25 protein-coding genes are annotated in these 23430 nt (G+C 72.2%); 9 read left to right on the top strand and 16 right to left on the bottom strand.

What is annotated here, in order from left to right; all coding sequences use genetic code 11:
• Positions 1-18: 18 nt before the first annotated feature.
• The 3 genes from ACIQ9G_RS02195 to ACIQ9G_RS02185 are packed head-to-tail and all read right to left on the bottom strand — an operon-like array spanning position 19 to position 1176.
• Positions 19-690: a DUF1266 domain-containing protein gene (locus ACIQ9G_RS02195; RefSeq protein ID WP_403604945.1), complete on the bottom strand. Its 672-nt coding sequence runs from the start codon at positions 688-690 to the stop codon at positions 19-21.
• A 49-nt stretch (positions 691-739) separates the two neighbouring features.
• Positions 740-928, bottom strand: coding sequence for a hypothetical protein (locus tag ACIQ9G_RS02190; protein WP_402426959.1), 189 nt, complete (start codon positions 926-928; stop codon positions 740-742).
• 32 nt (positions 929-960) lie between these two features.
• Positions 961-1176, bottom strand: coding sequence for a hypothetical protein (locus ACIQ9G_RS02185; protein WP_403604942.1), 216 nt, complete (start codon positions 1174-1176; stop codon positions 961-963).
• Between the two features lie 112 nt (positions 1177-1288).
• Here ACIQ9G_RS02185 and ACIQ9G_RS02180 point away from each other — a divergent pair, with 112 nt between their 5' ends.
• From ACIQ9G_RS02180 to ACIQ9G_RS02170, 3 genes are read left to right on the top strand one after another with little or no spacing between them, the layout of a single operon-like run.
• Entirely contained in the window at positions 1289-2122 is an 834-nt protein-coding gene (locus tag ACIQ9G_RS02180; protein WP_403604939.1) for a Scr1 family TA system antitoxin-like transcriptional regulator, read from the top strand.
• Positions 2104-2388, top strand: a complete 285-nt coding sequence (locus tag ACIQ9G_RS02175) for a DUF397 domain-containing protein (RefSeq protein ID WP_403604936.1) — start codon at positions 2104-2106, stop codon at positions 2386-2388. The genes ACIQ9G_RS02180 and ACIQ9G_RS02175 overlap by 19 nt, the downstream gene beginning before the upstream one ends.
• Before the next feature lie 37 nt (positions 2389-2425).
• A complete protein-coding gene (locus ACIQ9G_RS02170) occupies positions 2426-3364 on the top strand; it encodes a dihydrodipicolinate synthase family protein (RefSeq protein WP_403604933.1) in 939 nt (312 codons plus the stop codon).
• Between the two features lie 39 nt (positions 3365-3403).
• Here ACIQ9G_RS02170 and ACIQ9G_RS02165 read toward each other — a convergent pair whose 3' ends face one another.
• Both ACIQ9G_RS02165 and leuA read right to left on the bottom strand, forming a co-directional pair.
• Entirely contained in the window at positions 3404-4099 is a 696-nt protein-coding gene (locus ACIQ9G_RS02165) for a TerB family tellurite resistance protein (RefSeq protein WP_403604930.1), read from the bottom strand.
• Positions 4100-4283: 184 nt separating this feature from the next.
• Positions 4284-6005, bottom strand: a complete 1722-nt coding sequence (leuA, locus tag ACIQ9G_RS02160; RefSeq protein WP_403604927.1) for a 2-isopropylmalate synthase — start codon at positions 6003-6005, stop codon at positions 4284-4286.
• A 358-nt stretch (positions 6006-6363) separates the two neighbouring features.
• On the opposite strand from leuA, the gene ACIQ9G_RS02155 reads away from it, so the two are divergent.
• The 3 genes from ACIQ9G_RS02155 to ACIQ9G_RS02145 all read left to right on the top strand — a co-directional run bounded on the left by ACIQ9G_RS02155 (position 6364) and on the right by ACIQ9G_RS02145 (position 9135).
• Entirely contained in the window at positions 6364-7434 is a 1071-nt protein-coding gene (locus ACIQ9G_RS02155) for a M4 family metallopeptidase (RefSeq protein ID WP_403604924.1), read from the top strand.
• A gap of 21 nt (positions 7435-7455) precedes the next feature.
• On the top strand, positions 7456-7722 hold the full coding sequence (locus ACIQ9G_RS02150) for a protealysin inhibitor emfourin (protein WP_403604921.1): 267 nt from the start codon (positions 7456-7458) through the stop codon (positions 7720-7722).
• 108 nt (positions 7723-7830) lie between these two features.
• The gene (locus ACIQ9G_RS02145) at positions 7831-9135 is read left to right on the top strand and encodes a GH1 family beta-glucosidase (RefSeq protein WP_403604918.1); all 1305 of its coding nucleotides are present in this window, start codon (positions 7831-7833) and stop codon (positions 9133-9135) included.
• Positions 9136-9197: 62 nt separating this feature from the next.
• Here the strand turns inward: ACIQ9G_RS02145 and era are convergent, their stop codons facing one another.
• Positions 9198-10151 carry a GTPase Era gene (gene era / locus ACIQ9G_RS02140; protein WP_403604915.1) on the bottom strand — a complete coding sequence of 318 codons (954 nt, stop codon included), beginning with the start codon at positions 10149-10151 and terminating at the stop codon, positions 9198-9200.
• 185 nt (positions 10152-10336) lie between these two features.
• Between era and ACIQ9G_RS02135 the strand changes: the two genes are divergently transcribed.
• A complete protein-coding gene (locus ACIQ9G_RS02135) occupies positions 10337-11650 on the top strand; it encodes an ammonium transporter (protein WP_403606729.1) in 1314 nt (437 codons plus the stop codon).
• The gene (locus tag ACIQ9G_RS02130) at positions 11647-11985 is read left to right on the top strand and encodes a P-II family nitrogen regulator (protein ID WP_403604912.1); all 339 of its coding nucleotides are present in this window, start codon (positions 11647-11649) and stop codon (positions 11983-11985) included. The genes ACIQ9G_RS02135 and ACIQ9G_RS02130 overlap by 4 nt, the downstream gene beginning before the upstream one ends.
• 97 nt (positions 11986-12082) lie before the next feature.
• On the opposite strand, the gene ACIQ9G_RS02125 is transcribed toward ACIQ9G_RS02130, so the two are convergent.
• From ACIQ9G_RS02125 to ACIQ9G_RS02095, 7 genes are all read right to left on the bottom strand, one after another.
• Positions 12083-12487 carry a cytidine deaminase gene (locus ACIQ9G_RS02125; protein ID WP_403604909.1) on the bottom strand — a complete coding sequence of 135 codons (405 nt, stop codon included), beginning with the start codon at positions 12485-12487 and terminating at the stop codon, positions 12083-12085.
• 104 nt (positions 12488-12591) lie between these two features.
• On the bottom strand, positions 12592-12951 hold the full coding sequence (locus ACIQ9G_RS02120; protein ID WP_403604906.1) for an MmcQ/YjbR family DNA-binding protein: 360 nt from the start codon (positions 12949-12951) through the stop codon (positions 12592-12594).
• On the bottom strand, positions 12948-14252 hold the full coding sequence (locus ACIQ9G_RS02115; RefSeq protein WP_403604904.1) for a hemolysin family protein: 1305 nt from the start codon (positions 14250-14252) through the stop codon (positions 12948-12950). The genes ACIQ9G_RS02120 and ACIQ9G_RS02115 overlap by 4 nt, the downstream gene beginning before the upstream one ends.
• Entirely contained in the window at positions 14249-14746 is a 498-nt protein-coding gene (gene ybeY / locus ACIQ9G_RS02110; RefSeq protein WP_356180923.1) for an rRNA maturation RNase YbeY, read from the bottom strand. Before ybeY ends, ACIQ9G_RS02115 begins: the two co-directional genes overlap by 4 nt.
• A gap of 14 nt (positions 14747-14760) precedes the next feature.
• Positions 14761-15831, bottom strand: coding sequence for a PhoH family protein (locus tag ACIQ9G_RS02105; RefSeq protein WP_403604900.1), 1071 nt, complete (start codon positions 15829-15831; stop codon positions 14761-14763).
• A 119-nt stretch (positions 15832-15950) separates the two neighbouring features.
• The gene (locus tag ACIQ9G_RS02100) at positions 15951-18041 is read right to left on the bottom strand and encodes a glycoside hydrolase family 31 protein (protein WP_403604898.1); all 2091 of its coding nucleotides are present in this window, start codon (positions 18039-18041) and stop codon (positions 15951-15953) included.
• A gap of 265 nt (positions 18042-18306) precedes the next feature.
• Complete coding sequence (locus ACIQ9G_RS02095; RefSeq protein ID WP_403604896.1) at positions 18307-19443, bottom strand: carbohydrate kinase family protein; 1137 nt, start codon at positions 19441-19443, stop codon at positions 18307-18309.
• Positions 19444-19716: 273 nt separating this feature from the next.
• Between ACIQ9G_RS02095 and ACIQ9G_RS02090 the strand changes: the two genes are divergently transcribed.
• Complete coding sequence (locus ACIQ9G_RS02090; RefSeq protein ID WP_403604893.1) at positions 19717-21060, top strand: MFS transporter; 1344 nt, start codon at positions 19717-19719, stop codon at positions 21058-21060.
• A gap of 27 nt (positions 21061-21087) precedes the next feature.
• Here ACIQ9G_RS02090 and ACIQ9G_RS02085 read toward each other — a convergent pair whose 3' ends face one another.
• The 3 genes from ACIQ9G_RS02085 to ACIQ9G_RS02075 are packed head-to-tail and all read right to left on the bottom strand — an operon-like array spanning position 21088 to position 23418.
• Positions 21088-22080, bottom strand: a complete 993-nt coding sequence (locus ACIQ9G_RS02085; protein WP_403604890.1) for an adenosine deaminase — start codon at positions 22078-22080, stop codon at positions 21088-21090.
• A 45-nt stretch (positions 22081-22125) separates the two neighbouring features.
• A complete protein-coding gene (locus ACIQ9G_RS02080; protein ID WP_403604887.1) occupies positions 22126-23058 on the bottom strand; it encodes a ribonuclease Z in 933 nt (310 codons plus the stop codon).
• A 6-nt stretch (positions 23059-23064) separates the two neighbouring features.
• Positions 23065-23418 (bottom strand): HIT domain-containing protein, encoded by a 354-nt coding sequence (locus ACIQ9G_RS02075; RefSeq protein WP_403604884.1) that lies wholly within the window; start codon positions 23416-23418, stop codon positions 23065-23067.
• Positions 23419-23430 lie beyond the last annotated feature (12 nt).

The following is a 23430-nucleotide window of genomic DNA, read 5'->3' as shown; positions in this document are numbered from 1 at the left end:
GTGGTGTCGCGTACGGGGTCAGCGTGGGCGGTCGGGGTGACGTATGACGTCCCAGGGCGCGAGGTTCCACGGGCTGGCCCGGTTCCCCGGGTCCAGCAGGGAGCGCAGATGGGCGTCCGCGACGGCCTGCGAGGCGGGGAGACCGGCGCCGTCGGAGGCGCCGACGGCGCCGCTACGGCCCCTGAGGTCGTCCCGCCACACCTTCCGCCCCAGCAGATAGTGGTCGGCGTACTCCCGCCAGGAACCGTACGTCCCCGCGACCGACGGCACGATGTTCTTGAGCGCCGTCCACGCGTCGGCCTCGGTGATCAGCCCGGCGGCGAACCCCCGGCGGGAGATGTCGGCGTACAGGGCGGCGTCCCAGGCCAGCGGCGCGACGCCGAGCAGCCGGTGCGCCCGCGCGCGGTAGCCGGCGCCCGCCAGCCAGTCGAGCCGGTCGGCCAGCTCCCGGTGGGTGGTGATCTCCCACTGGTCGGCCAGCCACCGCCGGGAACTGTCGTCGTCGATCCGCCGCAGCGGGTAGAGCGTGGTCCGCGAGGCCTCCGGGCCACGGCTCACCGGCGCGCTCAACGAGACCATCCACAGCTGGTGCCGGGTGAGCGGGACCGGGTAGCGGCGACTGGCCCGCGGCCTCCTCCACCTCGACAGCCGCGACATGTTCAGCAAGGTCGACACGTTCCACGAACCCATGCGCCCGCACCCTACGGCAGGAGCCTCCCGGCCGGGGAGGACACTCGGCTCACGGCACCTCGCCGCGGCTGCGGGCGTTGGTGTAGGCCGTGGCCGCGCTGAGCCGCTCGGCAGGGGTCGCGGCCCGCACCAGCTCCGGCGCGCAGTCCCACTCCCGGCCGCCGCCGAGGGGGCGCAGCTGCACGTACGGCCCCTCGTGGCCCATGACGACACCGACCCGGCCCGTGCCGGTGTCCATGGCGTACGAGCCGACCGGCGGACGGACCGGGCTCACCGCAGCACCGCGACGAGCCGGGCGGCCGTCTCCACCGAGCAGCGCCCCAACTCGACCAGCGGGCAGGGCGCCTCACGGGCGAGCCCGGCCGGGTCCAGCCCCAGGGAGGGCAGGGTGATTCCGGCCTTTTCGAGTGCGGTCCGCAATTCGGTGAGGGTTTCCTCCGCCTCCCGCACGCAGACCGCCGAGTGGACCGGGTTCCTTACTGCCACTGTTCGCTCCCTTTCCTGTTTCACGCTTCGTGTCTCCAGGGTGACTTTCCGCGTCTACGCTCGGAAAGGGGTGCAGGCCCTACAAGAGCGAGGCAGCGCAAGGGGGTTGGCCATGGCCAACGGTTCACGTCAGGCGGCGTGGGAGTTCTTCGGCGCGGAACTCAAGCGGCGACGGGAGGACGCCGGGCTGACCCAGGTCGAGTTGGGGGCCCGGGTCTTCGTCTCCGGCGGCTATATCGGCCAGTTCGAACAGGCCATCCGGAAACCCCAGTTGGACGTGGCCCGGCGAATCGACGAGGTACTGCAAACCGACGGTATTTTCGAGCGGTTGTGCAGGAAGCTGATTGACGATCCGCGGTACGCGGATTACTTCGCGAGAGCGGCGGAGCTGGAAACGCTGGCGACGGAGATCTGCGAGTTCGCGCCCGCTCTGGTGCCGGGGCTGTTGCAGACGAGGGCGTACGCCTGGGCGGTCACGGTGGCGATGAACCCCTTCGCGGCGGACGCGTACATCGAGGAGAAGGTGTCCGGCCGTCTGGAACGCGCCCGCATCCTCAAGGACGCCACTCGTCCCCTGTACTGGGTGGTCCTGCACGAGAACGCACTGCGCATTCCGGTCGGCGGGCCGGGGGCCATGGCGGAGCAACTGGGCCACATCGCGCGGCTTGCACGGGAGCGGACGGTGCGGGTGCAGGTGCTGCCTTACACGGCGGCGGCGTACGCCCTCATGAACGGGATGCTGGTGCTCATGGAGTTCGACGAAGCCCCGCCAACCGCCTATACAGAAGCTGTGTATTCGGGGAATCTGCTGGACGATCCGGCCGTGGTCAAGCGTTCCCGCGCGGCATACGATCAGATCAGGGCCGCCGCGCTGTCGCCTGAGGCGTCCCTGGCCCTGATCGAATCGGCGGCGGAGGACTTCGGACGATGCGCGAGTACGACCTGAGCAACGCCCGCTGGCGCAAGAGCAGCCACAGCGACGGCAACGGCGGCAGCTGCGTAGAGGCCGCATACGACTTCCCCGGCGCCGCCCGCTGGCGCAAGAGCAGCTACAGCGGCGGCAGCGGCGGCGAGTCATGCGTGGAGGCCGCCGACGGAGCCCCCGGAGTCGTCCCCGTCCGGGACAGCAAGGTGCCGGACGGTGCCGTGCTGGTGGTCGCGGGTCCGGCATGGGCGGAGTTCGTCGGGGCGGTGGGGACCGCGCGTCTGTGACGTGTTCCGGCCCGGCGGGGCGGCTATACAAGTCCTCATGACTCTTCCCACCCCGCTGACCGGTGTCGTCCCGCCCGTGTGCACGCCCCTGACCCCCGACCGCGAGGTGGACGTGCCCTCGCTGCTCCGGCTGGTCGACCATCTGGTGGAGGGCGGGGTGCACGGGCTGTTCCTGCTCGGGTCGACGTCCGAGGCGGCCTTCCTGACGGACGGGCAGCGGCGGCAGGTGGTGGAGGCGGTCGTCGCGCACATGGGCGGGCAGTTGCCCGTCCTGGCCGGGGCGATCGACATGACCACCGCGCGGGTGCTGGAGCACGTCGCGGCGGTCACTGCGGCGGGTGCGCAGGCGGTCGTCGTCACGGCACCGTTCTACGCCCGCGCCGCCCACCCGGCGGAGATCGCCCGCCACTACCGCCGGATCGCGGCCGGCAGCCCGGTCCCGGTCCTCGCCTACGACATCCCGGTGTCGGTGCCCGCCCGGCTTCCGGCCGCCCTGGTCCTGGAGCTGGCGGCCGAGGGCGTCCTGGCGGGGCTGAAGGACTCCAGCGGCGATCTGGGGGGCTTCCGGGAGGTCGTCACGGGCGCCCGTACCGACCCGGCGACCGCCGCCTTCAGCGTGCTCACCGGCTCCGAGCTGATCACGGACGCCGCCCTCGCGATGGGCGCGGACGGGGCGGTGCCGGGCCTGGCCAACGTCGACCCGCACGGCTACGTACGCCTCTACCGCCTCGCCCGCGCGGGCGACTGGGACGGCGCCCGTGCCGAACAGGAACGCCTGTGTGCGCTGTTCGGCATGACCCGCGCCGGCGACCCCGTCCGCATGGGCCCGGGCTCCTCGGCCCTCGGCGCCTTCAAGGCGGCGCTGCACCTGCGGGGCGTCATCGACTGCCCGGCCACGGCGGATCCGCAGATCCCGCTGTCACCGGAGGAGACGGAGCAGGTGGGCAAACACCTGGCGGCTGCCGGGCTGCTCTGAGGCCGCAGGACGGCGGCCCTTGGTTTTGCGCGGAGCGGGTCACGACGGCGTCCGGGCCGCCGCCATCAGACGGGTGACGTCGTCCGTGCAGATGGTCAGGGCCGCGCCGACGGTGGTCAGGGCGTCGCGTTCGGCCGGGGTGTAGGGGCCGTCGGCCAGGGCGATGCGGGCGGCCTGGAGGAGGATGGACTCGCGGCCGGCGGGGGCGAGGTGCGGGGCCAGCGGGTCGAGCGCCTCGTGCAGCTCTATGACCAGACCCGGGCCGCACGGCTCCCCGTGGACCCGTCCGGTGTCCGCGGCGAGTCCCTCGACCAGGACGGCGAGCTGTTCCTCGGTGCAGTCGTCGAAGCCGGCCGCGCGGACCGCGGCCGCTGCGGTCTCCAGCGCGGGGCGGGCGCAGGTGCCGTCGGCGGCCAGCACCGCCAGGGCGACGGTGTGCACGGCGTCGCGGAGCATGGCGGAGAAGCGGATGGTGGTCGGATGGTCGAGGACGTCGGTGCCGAAGTGGCCGCGGCAGGCGGCGCACTCGACGACCGGCCCGGTCACCCCGCGCGACAGCAGGGGCACGCCGAGGACGGTGAAGCGCCGGCGCCCGTTCAGGCGCTGGTAGTTGCGGTCGCCGCCGCAGCCGGGGCAGAAGAACTCGCCGTCGCCGACGGCCGACCACGCGGTCCGGGTGCCCAGCACGCACGCGCGCCGGACCACACCGCCGTCTCGTCCCCGTCCAGGCAGCACGTCGCACCTCCGTAACCCCACGGCATCATTGCCGCGCAGGCGTGATGTTAGCCACATCGGTGAGGCGGAGTCAGTACCCCGGACGAGACCTTTCCGTGACCTCCACCGGCACATGGCCGAGATGCGACGGGGCCCCGGCCGCCGCGGTGGGCGGCCGGGGCCCCGAATTCGCCGGTGGGAGTGGTCAGCGGGCCGCGCGGTTGACGGCCGAGACGACCGCCTTCAGCGACGCACGCGTCGTGTTCGCGTCGATGCCGATGCCCCACAGGACCTTGTCCTCGATGGCGCACTCGATGTACGAGGCGGCCTGCGCGGAGGCGCCCTCGCTCATTGTGTGCTCCTGGTAGTCGAGCAGGCGTACGTCGACGCCGATGGACTCCAGGGCGCTGAAGAAGGCCGAGATCGGACCGTTGCCGGAGCCGGTCAGCACGGTGTCCTCGCCGTCGACGGTGGCTTCGACGGTGAGGGTGTCCACGCCGTCGGTGTCGGTGGTCGACTGGCCGGTCCTGACCTGGATGCGGCCCCAGGGGTTCTCCGGGTTCGGCAGGTACTCGTCCTGGAAGGCCGCCCAGATGTCCTTCGGCGTGACCTCGCCGCCCTCGGCGTCCGTCTTGGCCTGGATGATCTTGGAGAACTCGATCTGCATCCGGCGCGGCAGGTCCAGCTTGTGGTCGTTCTTCAGGACGTACGCGACGCCGCCCTTGCCGGACTGCGAGTTGACGCGGATGACGGCCTCGTAGGAGCGGCCGACGTCCTTGGGGTCGATCGGCAGGTACGGGACCGCCCACTCGATGTCGTCGACCGTGACGCCCTTGGCCTTCGCGTCGGCCTCCATGGCGTCGAAGCCCTTCTTGATGGCGTCCTGGTGGGAGCCGGAGAAGGACGTGTAGACCAGGTCGCCCACGTACGGGTGACGCGGGTGGACCTCCATCTGGTTGCAGTACTCCCACGTACGGCGGATCTCGTCGATGTCGGAGAAGTCGACCTGCGGGTCGACGCCCTGCGAGAACAGGTTCATGCCCAGGGTGACCAGGTCGACGTTGCCGGTGCGCTCGCCCTGGCCGAACAGGCAGCCCTCGACGCGGTCGGCGCCGGCCATCACGGCCAGCTCGGCGGCGGCGACGGCGGTGCCGCGGTCGTTGTGCGGGTGGGCGGACAGGCAGACGAACTCGCGCCGGGAGAGGTTGCGGTGCATCCACTCGAAGCGGTCCGCGTGCGTGGACGGCGTCGAACGCTCCACCGTGGCGGGCAGGTTGAGGATGATCTCGCGGTCCGGGCCGGGCTGCCAGACGTCCATGACCGACTCGCAGACCTCCAGGGCGAAGTCCAGCTCGGTGTCGGTGAAGATCTCGGGGCTGTACTGGTAGCCGAACTCGGTCTCCGGGCCCAGCAGCTTCTCCGAGTACTCCATGACCAGGCGGGTGCCGTCGACGGCGATCTGCCGGATGTCCTCCCTGGAGCCGCGGAAGACGACCCGGCGGAAGACCGGGGCGGTCGCGTTGTAGAGGTGGACGTTGGCGCGGCGGGCGCCCTTCAGGGACTCCACGGTCCGCTCGATCAGGTCCTCGCGGGCCTGGGTCAGCACGGAGATCGTGACGTCGTCGGGGATCGCACCCTCCTCCTCGATGATCGAGCGCACGAAGTCGAAGTCGGTCTGGCCGGAGGCCGGGAAGCCGATCTCGATCTCCTTGTAGCCCAGCCGGACCAGCAGGTCGAACATGGCGCGCTTGCGGGCCGGGGACATCGGGTCGATCAGGGCCTGGTTGCCGTCCCGCAGGTCGGTGGAGAGCCACCGGGGGGCGGTGGTGATCCGCTGGTTCGGCCAGGTGCGGTCGGGGATGTCGACCTGCTCGTACCGGCCGTACTTGCGGATCGGCAGGGAACTGGGCTGCTGGCGGTTGGCCATGGGGGCGTGGGCTCCTCGAAAAGTCCGCGGGTCCGCGGGTCCGGAAGGACGGCCGACGGCGCAACGCCACACTCCGCGGGGAGGGAGTCGGCCTCGACTACAGGCCCTCGCCGCGGCAGCTAAGAAGAAGCAGCCCGAAACGCATGATGCTCCGCAGCCTAGCCGAGCCGCGCCGGATGCGCGGTCCTGTCCCAGTATGCGAAACCAGAGGGACCAATAGGACAATTGGTGCGCCATATCACGCCGGCCGCCGCTCCCCAGCACTTCGCCACGGAGCGTTACATCCGGTGCCCGGATATTTCACCAATCATGGTTGCGGGTAGTGACATTGGCATAACCGAGTGCGATGGTGCCGGGCATGACCCACAACGGGGGCTTCGAGCCCGTCTTCTGCACGATCGTGCCGCCCCACGTCCTCGACCGCGTCGCGCGGCACGAGGACCCCGCGCTCGCCGATCCCGCGCGCCGCACCCTGGAACGCGACGCCTACGAGCGCACCCACCGCCGGCTGACCACGGTCATCGGCGCCCCGACCGTCGCCGCGCCCGCCGCGGCCGAGGCCGGCAAGCCGCACCGCTCCATCTACGACCTCCGGCACGGCACCGACCTGCCCGGCACGAAGGTCCGCTCCGAGGGGGACCAGGACAACCAGGACTCGACCGTCAACCGCGCCTACGACGGCCTCGGCGCCACCTTCGAGCTGTACCTGAAGGCCTACGAGCGCGACTCGATCGACGCCAACGGGCTGCCGCTGAACGCCACCGTCCACTACGACGAGCGGTACAACAACGCCTTCTGGAACGGCGAGCAGATGGTGTTCGGCGACGGTGACGGCGAGATCTTCCTCGACTTCACCCTCCCGATCGACGTCATCGGCCACGAGCTGACCCACGGCGTCACCCAGTACACCGCCAACCTGACGTACTTCGGCCAGCCCGGCGCGCTCAACGAGTCGCTCTCCGACGTCTTCGGCTCGCTGATCAAGCAGTACTCGCTCGGCCAGACCGCCGCCGAGGCCGACTGGCTGATCGGCGCCGGGCTGCTGGCCCCGCGGGTGACCGGCAAGGCGCTGCGCTCCATGAAGGAGCCGGGCACGGCCTACGACGACGACGTCCTCGGCAAGGACCCGCAGCCGGCGACGATGGACGACTTCGTCCGCACCGGACGGGACAACGGCGGCGTCCACATCAACTCCGGCATCCCCAACCACGCCTTCTACCTCGCGGCGACCGCGCTCGGCGGCCACGCCTGGGAGCGGGCCGGGCAGATCTGGTACGACGTGCTGACCGGCGGCCGGCTCAAGCAGGACGCGATGTTCGCGGACTTCGCCACCCTCACGCTGTCCACGGCGCGGGAGCGCTACGGCGAGGGCGAGGAACTGGAGGCGGTGCGCAAGGCCTGGGAGCAGGTCGGGGTGCGCACGCTGTAGTTCCGTACTAGACAGGGACCCATGCGTATCGAAGTAAGGCGCACGGGCGGATTCGCGGGCATCGAGCGCCACGCCGAGATGGACACCTCGGGGCGGCCCGACGCCGACGAGTGGCGAGCCCTGGCCGACAAGGCGCTGGCCGACGGCCAGGGCACACCACCGCCCGGAGTGCCGGACGGCTTCGGCTACGAGCTGACCGTGGACGGCAGGACGGTGTACTTCGCCGATCCCCGGCTGTCGCGGGAGCAGCGCGAGCTGGTCGCACGCGTGCTGAAGGAGGGCGCGTGAGCGGCCCCCGCCCGCCGCGCCGGGGCCCGCGCCCGCCCGCCGGGGGCTTAATTTCCGTTTCCCGCACGGGCGTTGACATCCGTTACCGGCGGTACGGATGATCCGCGCATGGCGACGGACCCGATACCGCAGTTCCCGGCCGGCTTCCTGTGGGGCGTGTCGACCTCGGCGCACCAGATCGAGGGGGCCGCGGACGAGCGCCGCGCGTCCGTGTGGGACACGTTCACGGCCGAGCCGGGACGGGTGAAGGACGGCTCCACCGCGGCGGTGGCGTGCGACCACTACCACCGCCACCGCGAGGACGTGGCGCTCCTGGCCGGGCTCGGCGTGAACGCGTACCGCTTCTCGGTCTCCTGGCCCCGGGTGAGCTCCCCCGGCGGCCTCGACTTCTACGACCGCCTGGTGGACGAGCTGTGCGCGGTGGGCGTGCGCCCGGTGCCGACGCTGTTCCACTGGGACCTGCCGGCGGAGCTGGACTGGCTGGACCGGGACACCGCCGCGCGGTTCGCCGACCATGTGGCGGTGACCGCCGGGCGCCTCGGCGACCGCGTCCCGACGTGGATCACGCTCAACGAGCCGGCCGAGCACACCCTGCTGGGCCACGCCCTGGGCGTGCACGCGCCCGGCAGGCGGCTGCTGTTCGACGCCCTCCCCGTCGCCCACCACCAGTTGCTGGCGCACGGCCTGGCGGTCCGGGCGCTGCGCGCGGCCGGGGCCACGGACATCGGCATCGCCAACTCGCACGGACCGACCTGGCCCGCGTCCACGGACCCGGCCGACGTGGCGGCGGCGGACTTCTACGACCTGCTGTTGAACCGCCTGTTCTGCGAGCCGCTGCTGCTCGGCCGCTACCCGGACGGCATCGGGGAGCTGATGCCGGGCGAGGTGGAGGCGGACCTGAAGATCGTCGCCGAGCCGATCGACTGGTACGGCGTCAACTACTACGCCCCGGCGAGGGTGGGCGCCCCACGGGGCACGGAGACCGAGGTCGGCGGTGTGGCCCTGCCCGCCGAACTGCCCTTCTCGCTGCGCGGGATCGAGGGCCGGCCGGTCACCGACTTCGGCTGGCCGGTGGTCCCGGAGGGGCTCACGGAGCTGCTCACCCACCTCGCCGACCGCTACGGCGACCGCCTCCCACCCGTCATGATCACCGAGAACGGATGCTCGTACGAGGGCCTCGACGACCAGGAGCGCATCGCCTACCTCGACGGTCATCTGCGCGCCCTGCACCGGGCGGTCGAGGCGGGCGTCGACGTGCGCGGCTACTTCGTGTGGTCGCTGCTGGACAACTTCGAGTGGGCGGAGGGGTACGCGCGCCGGTTCGGGCTGGTGCACGTGGACTTCGAGACGCTGGAGAGGACGCCGAAGGCGTCGTACGCCTGGTTCCGGGACGTGCTGCGGACGCAGCGGTGACCACGGCCGGGCGGCGGCGGGCCGCTGTCCGGCGGCCCGGTCCGCGCCGGGGGGTCCGGAACCTAGAACCCCAGCCGGCGCAGCTGCTTCGGGTCGCGCTGCCAGTCCTTGGCGACCTTCACGTGCAGGTCGAGGAAGACAGGGGTGCCGAGCAGGGCCTCGATCTGCTGGCGGGACTTGATGCCGACGTCCTTCAGGCGCTTGCCCTTGGGGCCGATGATGATGCCCTTCTGGCTGGGCCGCTCGATGAACACGTTCGCGTGGATGTCGAGGAGCGGCTTGTCCGCGGGGCGGTCCTCGCGCGGCAGCATCTCCTCCACCACCACGGCGATGGAGTGCGGCAACTCGTCGCGGACACCCTCCAGCGCCGCCTCCCGGATCAGCTCGGCCACCATGACCTGCTCGGGTTCGTCCGTCAGGTCGCCCTCGGGGTAGAGCGCGGGGCCCTCGGGCATCAGCGGGATCAGCAGGTCCGCCAGCAGGTCCACCTGCTTGCCGGCGGTCGCCGACACCGGCACGATCTCCGCCCAGGTGATGCCCAGCTCCTCGCCGAGCTGGTCGATCGCGATGAGCTGCTCGGCCAGTGCCTTGGGGTCCACCAGGTCGGTCTTGGTCACGATCGCGACCTTCGGGGTCTTCTTGATCCCCGCCAGCTCCTTGGCGATGAAGCGGTCGCCGGGGCCGATCTTCTGGTCGGCCGGCAGGCAGAAGCCGATCACGTCGACCTCCGCCCAGGTGGCGCGCACCACGTCGTTCAGGCGCTCGCCGAGCAGGGTTCGCGGCTTGTGCAGCCCCGGGGTGTCCACCAGGATCAGCTGCGCGTCCGGGCGGTGCACGATGCCGCGCACGGTGTGCCGCGTGGTCTGGGGCCGGTTGGAGGTGATCGCCACCTTCTGCCCGACCAGAGCGTTCGTGAGGGTGGACTTGCCCGCGTTGGGGCGGCCCACGAAGCAGGCGAAGCCGGCACGGTGAACGGTCTCGGCCGGCTGCTCGGATGACTGGGTACGCACGCTCATGGCGCCCATTGTCCCTGATCCACGGAGCCCCGCCGCACCCCGCGTCCCGCGGCCGTCCGCGGTGAGCTTCCGGAAACTCCCGCGCAACACGAAACGTCACGGAAACACAGCCGTACGCGACAGGAAACGCGGGCCGGTGAGGCTCGGACGAGCCCCCGTTCCGAGGAGACCCGCCCGTGGAATCCGTGCCCCTGGCCGCCGCGCACATCGACACCGGCGACACCGCCTGGCTGCTCGCCGCCACCGCCCTCGTCCTGCTGATGACCCCGGGCCTCGCCCTGTTCTACGGCGGCATGGTCCGCACGAAGAGCGTCCTCAACATGCTGATGATGAGCTTCGTGTCGATCGCCCTGGTGACGGTGGTGTGGCTGGCGGGCGGCTACTCCCTGGCCTTCGGCGACGACGCCTTCGCCGGACTCGTCGGCGGGCTCGGTCACGCAGGCATGGCGGGCCTCGGCCCGGACAGCGTCCACGGCACCGTGCCCACCGTGCTGTTCGCCACCTTCCAGCTCACCTTCGCCATCATCACCGCCGCGCTGATCAGCGGGGCCATCGCCGACCGGGCCAAGTTCGGGGCGTGGCTGGTCTTCGTGCCGGTCTGGGCGCTGCTCGTGTACGTTCCGGTCACCCACTGGGTGTGGGGTCCCGGCGGCTGGATCGGGGCCGACCTGGGCGCCCTCGACTTCGCCGGCGGGCTGCCGGTCGAGATCACCTCCGGTGCCTCGGGGCTGGCGCTGTGCCTGGTCCTCGGGCCGCGGCTGGGCTTCAGGAAGGACGCGATGCGCCCGCACAACCTGCCGATGGTGGTGACGGGCGCCGGGCTGCTCTGGTTCGGCTGGTTCGGCTTCAACGCCGGCTCCGCGCTCGGCGCGAACGGCCTCGCGGCCGCCGCCTTCCTCAACACGCTCGCCGCGGGCTGCACCGGCCTGCTCGGCTGGCTGTTCGTCGAGCAGAAGCGCGACGGGCACCCGACGACGCTGGGCGCCGCCTCCGGCGCGGTGGCGGGTCTGGTCGCGATCACCCCGTCCTGCGGCACGGTCTCCCTGGTCGGTGCCCTGGTCGTCGGCCTGGCCGCCGGTGTGCTGTGCAGCTACGCCGTGAGCTGGAAGTTCAAGCTGAACTACGACGACTCGCTCGACGTCGTCGGCGTCCACCTGGTCGGCGGCATCGTCGGCACGCTCCTGATCGGCCTGTTCGCGGTGAAGGCGATGACCGGCGGCGCCGAGGGACTCCTCTACGGCGGCGGGCTCGCCCCGCTCGGCAAGCAGCTGGTGGCGGTGGTGGCCGTGGCGGTGTACGCCTTCGCCCTGACGTACGGCCTCGGCAAGCTGCTCGACAGGGCGATGGGCTTCCGGGCGAGCGAGGATGAGGAGCAGACCGGCCTGGACCTTACGGTGCACGCCGAGACGGCCTACGATCACGGGGTCCTGGGCCACGGCGCCCCGGTCGCCGCGTCCGCTCTCGTCTCCGCCGCCCAGAAGGTCAAGACCCAGCCATGAAGCTCATCACCGCCGTCGTCAAGCCGTACCGCCTCGACGAGGTCAAGACCGCGCTCCAGGAGCTCGGCGTGCACGGGCTGACCGTGACCGAGGCGAGCGGCTACGGCCGTCAGCGCGGCCACACGGAGGTCTACCGCGGCGCCGAGTACCGGGTGGACCTGGTGCCCAAGGTCCGTATCGAGGTGGTCGTGGAGGACGAGGACGCCGAGGCCGTCATCGACGCGGTCGTGAAGGCAGCGCAGACCGGGAAGATCGGCGACGGCAAGGTGTGGGCCGTGCCCGTCGAGACGGTCGTCCGGGTCCGCACGGGCGAGCGCGGCCCCGACGCGCTCTGAGCCCCGGACACCGCACACCGCACACCGCACGCCGCGACGAACACCGAACGCCGGACACCACGACCCCGCCGACACACGGTCGGCGGGGTCGTCGGCGTCAGTCGGCCAGATCGGCCGGATCGGCCGGATCTGCGGGCCACTGTGCGGCCGGGCCCGCCGGGACGGTCAGCCGGACGGCTCCGTCGGGACCGGCGAGCAGCACCGGCGTCCTGGGCCCGCCGAGGTCCGAGACGGCGGCCAGGTCCTCGGGGGTGACGCTCTCCGTCTCGCTGACCAGCGCCGCCGCCTCCAGCGACTGCGCCCCGGACGCCACCGCCATCGCCACCGCCGTCTGCAGGGCGCTCAGCTTCAGCGACGCCAGGTGAACCGTCCCGGCGACGTAGGTGCGGCCGGTGTCGTCCCGCACGGCCGCCCCCTCCGGGACCCCGTTGCGGGCCCGCGTCGAGCGGGCCAGGGTGACGATCTTGCGGTCCTCGGGATCGAGCGCGTTGCTGTCGGTCATGCCCCGAGCATACGAAGCCGCACCGGACACCACGCACACGGAGCCCCCACCCGCGGCCGCCGAGGTCACCCCGCCGCCCGCCCCGGCACCGGGTCCCGCACGTCCTACGGGCGGTCCAGGCGGAGGCGCTGGGCGCGCGGGAGGCCCGCCACCACCAGGTCGTAGGAGTCCTCGACCAGTTCGCGCAGGAGCCGGTCGGGGAGATCGCCGTCGGCGGTGACCGTGTTCCAGTGGCGCTTGTTCATGTGCCACCCCGGGACGATCAGGCCCTGGTACCGCGCGCGCAGGCGGATCGCGTCCTCAGGGTCGCACTTGAGGTTGACCGTCAGCGGGCGGGCGTCCAGGGCCGACAGGGCGAAGAGACGGCCCTGGACCTTGAAGACGGAGGTCTCGGGGTTGAAGGGGAAGTCCTCCACCGCCGCTTCGAAGGACAGGCAGAGGGCGCGCAGCGCCTGCGGGGTCACTCCGGCTCCGTCTCCTGCGGCGGGTCCGCGGGTCCGACCGGCTCCACCAGGACCGTCACGATCTTGTTGCGGCGGCCAGCGGATGCCTCCGCCGTCAGCCGCAGTTCGCGGCCGTCGGGCAGTTCGACGACCGAGGAGGCCCCGGCGATGGGCACCCGGCCCAGCGCCTTGGCGAGGAGCCCGCCGACCGTCTCCACGTCCTCGTCGTCGTACTCCTCCAGGCCGTACAGCTCGCCGAGGTCGGTGATGTCGAGGCGGGCGGTGACGCGGTAGCGGTCCTCGCCGAGGTCCTCAACGGGCGGCAGCTCGCGGTCGTACTCGTCGGTGATCTCGCCGACGATCTCCTCGAGGATGTCCTCGATGGTGACGATGCCGGCCGTGCCGCCGTACTCGTCGATGACGACGGCGACGTGGTTGCGGTCCTTCTGCATCTCGCGCAGCAGGTCGCCGGCGTTCTTGGTGTCGGGCACGAAGACCGCCGGGCGCATGGCCGTGGACACCAGTTCGCTCTCGGCGTCCCGGCTGATGTGCGTCTTGCGGGCCAGGTCCTTCAGGTACACGATCCCGACGATGTCGTCCTCGCTCTCGCCGGTCACCGGGATGCGGGAGAAGCCGGAGCGCAGGGCGAGGGTGAGGGCCTGACGGATCGTCTTGTAGCGCTCGATCACCACCAGGTCGGTGCGCGGGACCATGACCTCGCGCACCAGGGTGTCGCCGAGCTCGAAGACCGAGTGCACCATCCGGCGCTCCTCGTCCTCGATCAGCGACTCCTGCTCGGCGAGGTCGACCAGCGCCCGCAGCTCCGCCTCGGAGGCGAAGGGGCCGCGGCGGAAGCCCCTGCCGGGGGTGAGCGCGTTGCCGATGAGGATCAGCAGGGGCGGGATCGGCCCCATGATCCGCGCCAGCGGCAGCAGCACGTACGCCGCCGCGGTCGCCGTGTTCAGCGGGTGCTGACGGCCGATGGTGCGCGGGGAGACCCCGACGGCGACGTACGAGACCAGGACCATGACGGCGATGGCGACGACGAGCGCCTCGGCCGTGCCCGCGAACGCCTGGAGGCAGGCGTACGTGACGAGCGCGGCCGCCGCCATCTCGCAGGTGACGCGGACCAGCAGCGCCACGTTGAGATAGCGGGTCGGGTCGGCGGCGACCAGAGCGAGCTTCGCGCTGCCGCGGCGGCCGGACTTCACGGCCTCCTCGGCACGGAAGCTGGACACGCGCGCGAGGCCCGCCTCCGCGCAGGCGGCGAGCCACGCGACGACGACGAGCGCGATCGCGCCGAGGACGATCTGCGGGCTCATGAGACGGTCGGAGCCGGGGACGGACCGGTCAGGCCCCTCTCCGCGCGCCAGCCGTCCACGATGGCGGCCTGCAGGCCGAACATCTCGGCCTTCTCGTCCGGTTCCTCGTGGTCGTAGCCGAGCAGGTGCAGCACGCCGTGCACGGTGAGCAACTGGAGCTCCTCGTCCATGGTGTGCCCCGTCGGAGCCTCGGTGCCCTGCTTCGCGGCGACCTCGGGGCAGAGCACGATGTCGCCGAGGAGGCCCTGCGGGGGCTCCTCGTCGTCCTTCGACGGCGGACGCAGCTCGTCCATCGGGAAGGACATGACATCCGTGGGCCCCGGCAGGTCCATCCACTGGATGTGCAGCTGCTCCATGGCGTCGGCGTCCACGACGATCACCGAGAGCTCGGAGAGCGGGTGGATGCGCATCCGCGCGAGTGCGTAGCGGGCGATGTCGAGGATCGCCTGCTCGTCGACCTCGGTTCCGGACTCGTTGTTGACGTCGATCGACATGGCGCTGTGCTTGTCTACTTCCCCTTGTGCCCGGACTTCGCCCGGCCGCCCTTGTGCGCGCCGGTCTCCGTGCCGAGCTTGGTGTCGTACTTCTCGTACGCGTCGACGATACGGCCGACGAGCTTGTGCCGGACGACGTCGTGGGACGTCAGCCGGGAGAAGTGGACGTCCTCGACGCCCTCAAGGATCTCCTGGACCTGGCGCAGCCCGGACTTCGTGCCGTTCGGCAGGTCCACCTGCGTCACGTCACCCGTGATCACGATCTTCGAGTCGAAGCCGAGCCGGGTGAGGAACATCTTCATCTGCTCGGGGCTGGTGTTCTGCGCCTCGTCCAGGATGATGAACGCGTCGTTCAGGGTGCGGCCGCGCATGTACGCCAGCGGCGCGACCTCTATCGTGCCGGCCGCCATCAGGCGCGGGATCGAGTCCGGGTCGAGCATGTCGTGCAGGGCGTCGTACAGCGGGCGCAGGTAGGGGTCGATCTTCTCGTAGAGGGTGCCCGGGAGGAAGCCCAGGCGCTCTCCCGCCTCGACCGCGGGGCGGGTCAGGATGATGCGGTTGACCTGCTTGGACTGCAGGGCCTGCACCGCCTTCGCCATGGCGAGGTAGGTCTTGCCGGTGCCCGCGGGGCCGATGCCGAAGACGACGGTGTGCTTGTCGATCGCGTCGACGTACCGCTTCTGGTTGAGCGTCTTGGGCCGGATCGTGCGGCCGCGCGAGGACAGGATGTTCTGCGTGAGGACCTCGGCCGGGGTCTCCTGGCCGTCGCTCTCCCCGGTTTCGCTCGCCTTCAGCATGGCGATCGAGCGTTCCACTGCGTCCTCCGTCATCGGCTGCCCGGTGCGGAGCACCAGCATCATCTCGTCGAACACGCGCTGGATGAGGGCGACCTCCGCCGGGGCGCCGACCGCGCTGATCTCGTTGCCCCGGACGTGGATGTCGGCCCCCGGGAAGGCCTTCTCGATCACGCGCAGGAGGGAGTCGCCGGAACCCAGCACGGTCACCATGGGGTGCTGGGCGGGGACGGTGAACTGCGCTCTCGCCTGCCCCTGCGCGGGGCTGCTGGCTGTGGGTGTCTGAGTCATGGGCCGGCGCTGAAGGCCTGCGGTTCCTCCTCTTCACGGCCGCGTAGCTGAGGGCGGCCTCGCGACTCCAAGGGTACGACGCGGAGGTGACAGGGCCGAAGGGCTTTTCGACGGACGGGTCAGCGCAGCGCGCGCAGGGCCTTGGCAGCGCCCGGGGCTCCGTCTCTGACGAAGACGGGGGTGACGCCGAGCGGGGTGGCGTAGCCGGTGAGGGTCGCCGGGCCGTGGATCCGCCGGCCGTGCCCGACGTCGTACCAGTCGCCCGCGGGCAGGTGGACGGTCCTGGTGGGGCTGTCGGAGAGCTGGGGGGCGGCCAGGACCGCCGGGCCGAGCATCCACTCGTCGGTGACGGTGTAGGCGGCCCCGTCCCGCGGGAAGTCGAAGAACAGCGGCCGCATGATCGGGTCGCCCGTCCGCAGGGTGTGCCGCACCTGATCGAGGATGTAGGGCGCGAGGCGCTCGTGGCGCGCGATCGCCGCGCGGTACAGCGCGACGGTCTCCTCGTCGTAGGTCACCTTCCGGCCGGTGGTCACGTCGATGGTGTCGACCGGCGAGGTGGAGGAGTACATCAGCGGCTGGAGGGCGGCGGACTGGGCCCAGCGGACCAGGACCTGCTTGCTCGGGGCGGGCTGGCCGCTGGAGCCGCCGATCATGTCGGTGGTGACGAACGGGTAGCCGATCGTGGAGATGGACAGGTTCTGGGTGACGGAGGCACGCAGCGAGTTCCAGCCGGTGCCCTTGTCGACCTGCCGGGTGACGAATCCGGCGCGGTGGGCGGTGGTGTCCCAGTGGACGCGGATGCCGACGCCCTGCAGGTCGAACTCGTCGGCGAGTTCGGCGCCGAGCCGCTGGTAGTCGGTGGGTTTGTGGCCCGGGCTCGGGGCGCACCGGTCGTCGAAGAAGCGGGTGTCGAACTTCAGCCCGTCGATGCCGTAGGAGCTCATCAGGTTCTTGAGCCGGCCGACGTACCAGGCGCGGGCGTCCGGGTCGGCGAGGTCGACGATCCCGGCGGTGCCGTTCCACCAGGTGACCCGGCACGGCGCGTCCGGATGGGCGCGGTCCCTGAGCAGGTAGCCGTGGTCGGCGGCGTACCGGTACTGGTCGGAGTCGAGGTTGATCCACAGGGTCACCCAGAGGCCGAAGTCGAAGCCGAGGTCGTGGATCCGGCGCGACATGGCCTTGGGGTCCGGGTAGGCCTTCTCGTCGAAGGTCATGTTCCCGTAGTTGGACTCCCACTTGTCGTCGAGCTGGATGGTGTGCCCGCGCACGCCGTGGTCGTGCAGGTCCTGTGCGTAGTCGAGCATCCTGGCCTGGTCGACGTGGGTGTAGAACTGCGCCCAGGAGTTCCACACCGGCCGGGCGTACTGCGCGTCGGTGGCGTCGCTCTTGGCGGGCCGGCCGACCACTCCGACGTAGTCGCGGTAGACCTCCAGGGCCGTGGACTCCACGAAGACGGTCGCCCGGTACGGCTGGGCGGACTCGATGTCGAAGCGGCCGAGGCCGTCCTCGCTCTCGTTGATCCCCACGGACATGACCTGCCCGGTGTCGACGTGCAGCCCGGTGGCGCTGGACGTGAACCAGAACGGGTCGATCATGTAGTAGGAGGCGGGGCTGAAGGAGGGGTGCACGACCTGCCCGGTGTCGAGCGGCCAGGGCTGGTCGGTGGCGGGGCCGCCCTTGGGGGTCTGGGCCTCTCCGTGGCCGTACCAGTGCCCGGCGGACTTCAGGTCGTAGGCGAGCCCGAGGCGGTCGGGGGTGGTGCCGCGGACCTGCCAGTCGAGCAGGTAGCGGTCGGCGCGCGGGGTGAGGCGGGCCTCGACGGTGGCGCCGGGGGCGGTGGTGGCGGCGGTGAGGGTGAGGACGCCCTTCGTCCAGGACCAGCCGGTGAGCCGCGTGGCGTGCTGCCAGTCCTCGCCGGTGCGGAAGCGCAGGGATCCGGTGTCGCCGTCCGCGGTGGCGAGGAGGGTGCGGCCGGACCGGCGTACGGCGAAGGCGAGTTGACGTGCCGTCACATCGACCGTGTAGCCGGGGGCGTTGCCGCTGCGCGGGACGGTGAGGGCGAGTCCGCCGGCGGTGGGGTGGACCCGGGGGGCACCGGCGGGTTCGGGGGCGGCCTGCGCGGTGGTCTGGGCCGAGGTGCCGACGGGGAGGGCGAGGGTCAGGAGCAGGGCGGCGAGGAGCAGTCGGGGCCTGGGTGATGGTCTGCGCACGACGCATGTCCTTCGACGGAGGGAGTCACGGCGGGAGTCATGGGACAGGAGGTGCCAAAGCCCGTGCAGTATCGTGCTTGATTCCGCGGATAATTGAGCAGCAAACGTCACCTGTCAATGCCGGGCTCCGGGTCGGAGCATCGCACGAACGGTTTACGGGCAGGCCGCAACGACATGGAGACGCGCCGAACTCGGGCCCGGCCGGTGAGGGTCCGTCAGACGGGTATGAGGGTGCCGGGGCGGGGCCGGGCCCCGGGGCGGCCTGTCACCCGCGGAAGCCGATGGTCGGCACGGCCCGCCTGCGCGGCCACGGCTCGACGCTCGCCCCGGGCACCAGGGCCTCCAGGAACGCGTACCGCCGCAGGCCCGCCGGGTCCTGGCCGTCCACCGACTGCACCCGGCGCCACCAGGCCGCGATCTCGGACCAGCCGGGGGCGGACAGCGAGCCGCCGAACTCCTGCACGGAGAGGGCGGCCGTCAGGCCCGCGAAGGCGAGCCGGTCGGCCAGCGGCCAGCCGGCCAGGGAGCCGGTGACGAAACCCGCGACGAAGACGTCGCCCGCGCCCGTGGGGTCCAGCGCCTCGACCTCGATCGCGGGCACCTCGGCACTCTCCCCCGTGCGCCGGTCCACGGCGTAGGCGCCCTCCGCGCCGAGGGTGACCACGGCCACCGGGACGTACGCGGTGAGCGCGTGGGCGGCGGTGCGGGGGCAGGCGGTGCCCGTGTAGCGCATCGCCTCCTCGGCGTTGGGCAGGAACGCCTCGCAGTGCTCCAGATCGGCGAGACCCGCCAGGTCCCAGGCCCCGGTGTCGTCCCAGCCGACGTCGGCGAAGACGCGGGTGCCCTTCCGGGCGGCCGCCCCGATCCAGGGGGCGCGCCGGCCCGGGTTCAGGGAGGCGACGGCGGCCCGCGCGCGGGGCGGGCAGTCCGGCGCGGGCTCCTCCGGGGGCGGCTCGTGGCCGTGGGAGACCATGGTGCGCTCGCCCTCGTACGCCATGGAGACGGTGACCGGCGAGTGCCAGCCGGGCACCGTGCGCGAGGGCGAGAGGTCGATGCCCTCGCCCTGTTCCAGCTCGTCCCAGCAGTACTCGCCGTAGTGGTCGTCGCCGAAGGCGGCCGCCAGCGAGGTGCGCAGGCCGAGGCGGGCCAGCGCGGTCGCCATGTTCGCCACGCCGCCGGGGCTCGACCCCATCCCGCGTGCCCAGGACTCGGTCCCGCGCACCGGGGCGGAGCCGAGCCCGGTGAAGATGATGTCGAGGAAGACGGTGCCGGTCAGGTAGACGTCCCAGGGCGGGTCGTCCGGGGTGCGCAGGGCGGCCAGGGGGTCGACCTGGGCGTGGGCGTGCGGTGTTCCGACGATGTACTCCGGTCCCTCTCCGGCGGACGCGTTGGACGCGGTCACGGTGCGCTCCCTGACGTGGTGCGGATCAGGCCAGTGTGCACCAGCCGTGCGGGGGACGGGGAACTCACCGGCGGGCGCCGCACTCGGGGTTGAGCGGGCGCTTCTACCCGGGCGACATGGACGTAAACAGAATGTGTTCCAGATCACACGCTCTGGATTCCCGTCCACGACTCCGTGCTTGATACAAATTTTTCGCGCGTTCCTGTCCGTCGACGGTCGGCGCCCCTTCCCCCTCTTTTTGAGACCTCCCCTTCGCATGCCCTGGGAACGCCCGTGTCCGCCGCTCGTACCCTCCCCTGGCCGCTCGTCGCCCTGTTCACGGCCGGGTACCTCGCTCCGTATCTGCTGCCGACGACCGTCGGTCGCCTGGACACGGGACTCCCGCTGTCCGCGACCCAGGCGGGAGCCGTCGGCAGCGCCCTGCTGCTGAGTTCCGCCACGGCCGGGTTCCTCCTGGCCTCCCGGGTCGAGCGCTTCGGGGCCCGCACGCTCGCCCGCGTCGGCCTCGCGCTCGCCGTCCTCGGCTACGGCGCGGCCGCGCTCACCGACGCGGTCCCGGCGGTCGTCGCCGGCCTGGTCGTCGGCGGGTTCGGCTCCGGTACGGCCACCACGGTCGCCGCCACCGGGATCGCCGCACACAGAGACCCGCACCGCATCTCCACGCTCGGGCTGCTCGCCGTCTCCGCGCTCGCGGGTGCCCTCTACCTGACCCTGCCTCACCTCGGCCCGGGACACGGGCAGCCGCCCGCCGCGATCGCGCTGACCGCGCTCGCCGTCTGGCCGCTGACGGGCCGTCTGCCGGTGCGCACGGCCGCGCGCACGGCCGTGCAGGAGGGCTCCCGGCTGCCGCACCGCCGCTCGGGCCTGGTGCTCGCCGCCGCCATGCTCTGCTGGTCCCTCGCCCAGAACTCCCTGTGGGGGGTGAGCGGCCGCATCGGCCTGACCCAGGCGCACCTCGGCGAGGTCACCGTCGGCGCGGTGTTCGCGGTGTCGCTCGGCGCCGGACTGCTCGGGGTGATCGGGGCCGGGGCGCTCGGTCCGCGTCTCGGCCGGGCGATGCCGGTCGGGGCGGGCACGGCGCTCATCGCGGGCTGCATCGTGCTGAGCGCGTCCGCGACCGATCTGACGTCCTTCGCCGCCGGCGAGATCTCCTGGAACACGCTCTACCCGATCGTCCTGTCGTACCTGATCGGCCTCGCCGCCTCACTCGACCCGCGCGGCCGCTGGGCGGTGCTCGTCGGCTCGGCCTCCTCGCTGGGCACGGCCGCGGGTCCGCTGGCCGGCAGCGTGCTGTCCGCCCGGGCCGGATTCCCCGTGATGGGCTCGGTGCTGGCCGTCGGGCTGCTGGTGGTCGGGCTGCCGATGACGGCGGTGGCCCTGCACGCGGGCGGGCGCGCGCTGCTGCCCGGCACGGTCCGCCGCCGCGGCGGCACCCCGGCCGCCGTGGTCGCCGCCTCCGCCGGTGCCCCCTCGGGCGCGGTGCCGCAGATCGGCGCCCCGGAGCAGCCGGTGGTGGAGATCGAGATGGAGGGCACCGCCGCACCCGTGCGGCCCGCCTACGGCACCGCGGGCCCGCGGCACGCCACGGCGGGCGCGCCGGGCCCCGGCGCCCGCTGACCCGCGCCGCCCCGGAGCGGACCTCGCCTACGGGAAGGCGTACGCCTCCACCTCGGCGAGGTAGCGCTGCCGCCGCTCCTCGTCGTGCTCCAGGAAGGAGGCGGCGAAGGAGTTGCGGGCCAGCTCCCGCAGGCGGTCCTCGCTCAGGCCCAGGGTCCGGCGCACCGCGTCGAAGTTGTCGCCCGCGTAGCCGCCGAAGTAGGCCGGGTCGTCGGAGTTGACCGTGCAGAGCAGGCCCGCGTCCAGCATCGCGGGCAGCGGGTGGTCGGCGAGGGTGTCGACCGTGCGCAGGCGGACGTTGGACAGCGGGCACAGCGTCAGCGGGATCCGGTCCCGGACCAGGCGGGCGACCAGCGCGGGGTCCTCCATGCAGCGCAGGCCGTGGTCGATCCGCTCCACGCCGAGGACGTCCAGCGCCTCGGTGATGTACTCCGGCGGGCCCTCCTCGCCGGCGTGCGCCACGCGCCGCAGCCCGAGGGCGGCGGCGGCCTCGTACACCTCGCGGAACTTCACCGGCGGGTGCCCGACCTCGGCCGAGTCCAGGCCGATGCCCACGATGCGGTCCAGGTAGGGCTTCGCGGCGTCCAGCGTGCGCAGCGCCGACTCCGCGGACTCGTCGCGCAGGAAGCACATGATCAGCTGGGTGGAGACGCCGTGGCTGCGCTCGCTGCGGCCCAGCGCCCGCCACAGCCCCTCGACGACCGTGCCCATCTCCACGCCCCGCGCCAGGTGCGCCTGCGGGTCGAAGAAGATCTCCGCGTGCCGCACGCCCTGCGCGGCGGCGCGGGCGAGGTAGGCGTCGGCGAGGTCCTCGAAGTCCCGCTCGGTGCGCAGCACGGCCATCAGCTCGTAGTACAGGTTCAGGAAGGACTGGAGGTCCTCGAACCGGTACGCCTCGCGGAGCGCGTCGGTGTCGGCGTAGGGCAGCGCGACGCCGTTGCGGGCGGCCAGGGCGAAGGCCGGCTCGGGTTCGAGGGTGCCTTCGATGTGGAGGTGCAGTTCAGCTTTGGGGAGGGGCATCGCAGCATCGTAAGGGCGTCCGGCGGGCGATGCGGAACACCCGGTTCAGCGCCGTTTCGGGACCGGCACCCGCAGCAGGTCGTGCGCCACGGTCAGCTCCCCCTCGAACCCGGCCGCCCGCGCCTGCCGTTCGAACTCTCCCCCAGACTCCGTCCGGGAGGTGCCCCCAGACTCGGAGTACCGCTGGCTGAAGTGGGTCAGCACGAGATGCCGTACGCCCGCCTCCCGGGCCACCCGCGCCGCCTGGCCCGCCGTCAGGTGGCCGTGCTCCACGGCGAGTCCCTCCTCCTCGTCGAGGAAGGTCGACTCGATGACGAGCAGGTCGCAGCCGTCGGCGAGGGCGTACACCCCGTCGCACAGCCGGGTGTCCATCACGAACGCGAACCGCTGCCCGCGCCGCACCTCGCTCACCGCCTCCAGCGGAACCCCGCCCAGGGTCCCCTCGCGCTGGATGCGGCCCACGTCCGGCCCCTTGATCCCGTGCGCGGCGAGCCGCTCGGGCACCATGCGGCGCCCGTCGGGCTCGACGAGCCGGTAGCCGTACGACTCGACGGGATGGGAGAGCCGGCGGGCCTGGAGGGTGTACGCCGGGGTCACCGCCAGGTCGCCGTCGGCGTCGACCGGCGCCTGGGTGAGCGGGACGGTCTCCCGGTAGGCGGTGGCGTACCGCAGCCGGTCGAAGAACCGCTGCCCCGAGCGCGGGTAGTGCGCGGTGACCTCGTGCGGCACCTGGTCGAGGTTGATCCGCTGGACGACCCCGGGCAGGCCAAGGCAGTGGTCGCCGTGGAAGTGGGTGACACAGATCCGGTTCAGGTCGTGCGCCGCGACCCCCGCGCGCACCATCTGCCGCTGGGTGCCCTCGCCGGGGTCGAACAGGATGCCCTCGCCGTCCCAGCGCAGCAGGTAGCCGTTGTGGTTGCGCTGGCGGGTCGGGACCTGGCTGGCGGTGCCGAGGACGACCAGTTCACGGACGGACACGGCACCTCACCCGGGGGGCCACTCGAGGCCGCGGCCGCCGAGGACGTGGGCGTGTGCGTGCCAGACCGTCTGCCCGGCGCCGTGGCCGGTGTTGAAGACGATGCGGTAGCTCTCCAGCTTGTCCTCGTCGGCGACGGACTGCGCCTCCCGCAGGACGTCCGCCGCCGCGGCCGGGTCGGCGGCGGCGAGCGCGGCGGCGTCCTTGTGGTGCGCCTTGGGGATCACCAGGACGTGGGTGGGCGCCTGGGGGTTTATGTCACGGAAGGCGACGGTCGTCTCGGTCTCACGGACGATCGTCGCCGGGACGTGCCCCGCCACGATCTTGCAGAACAGACAGTCGTCCTGCGGCTCCCCGGCCATACGGGTGCCTCC

This window comes from Streptomyces sp. NPDC096152 (assembly GCF_044763235.1).
Taxonomy (GTDB): Bacteria; Actinomycetota; Actinomycetes; order Streptomycetales; family Streptomycetaceae; genus Streptomyces.
The sequence above is the reverse complement of the archived record's forward strand: the minus strand, read 5'-3'. Positions and strand labels throughout refer to the sequence as shown.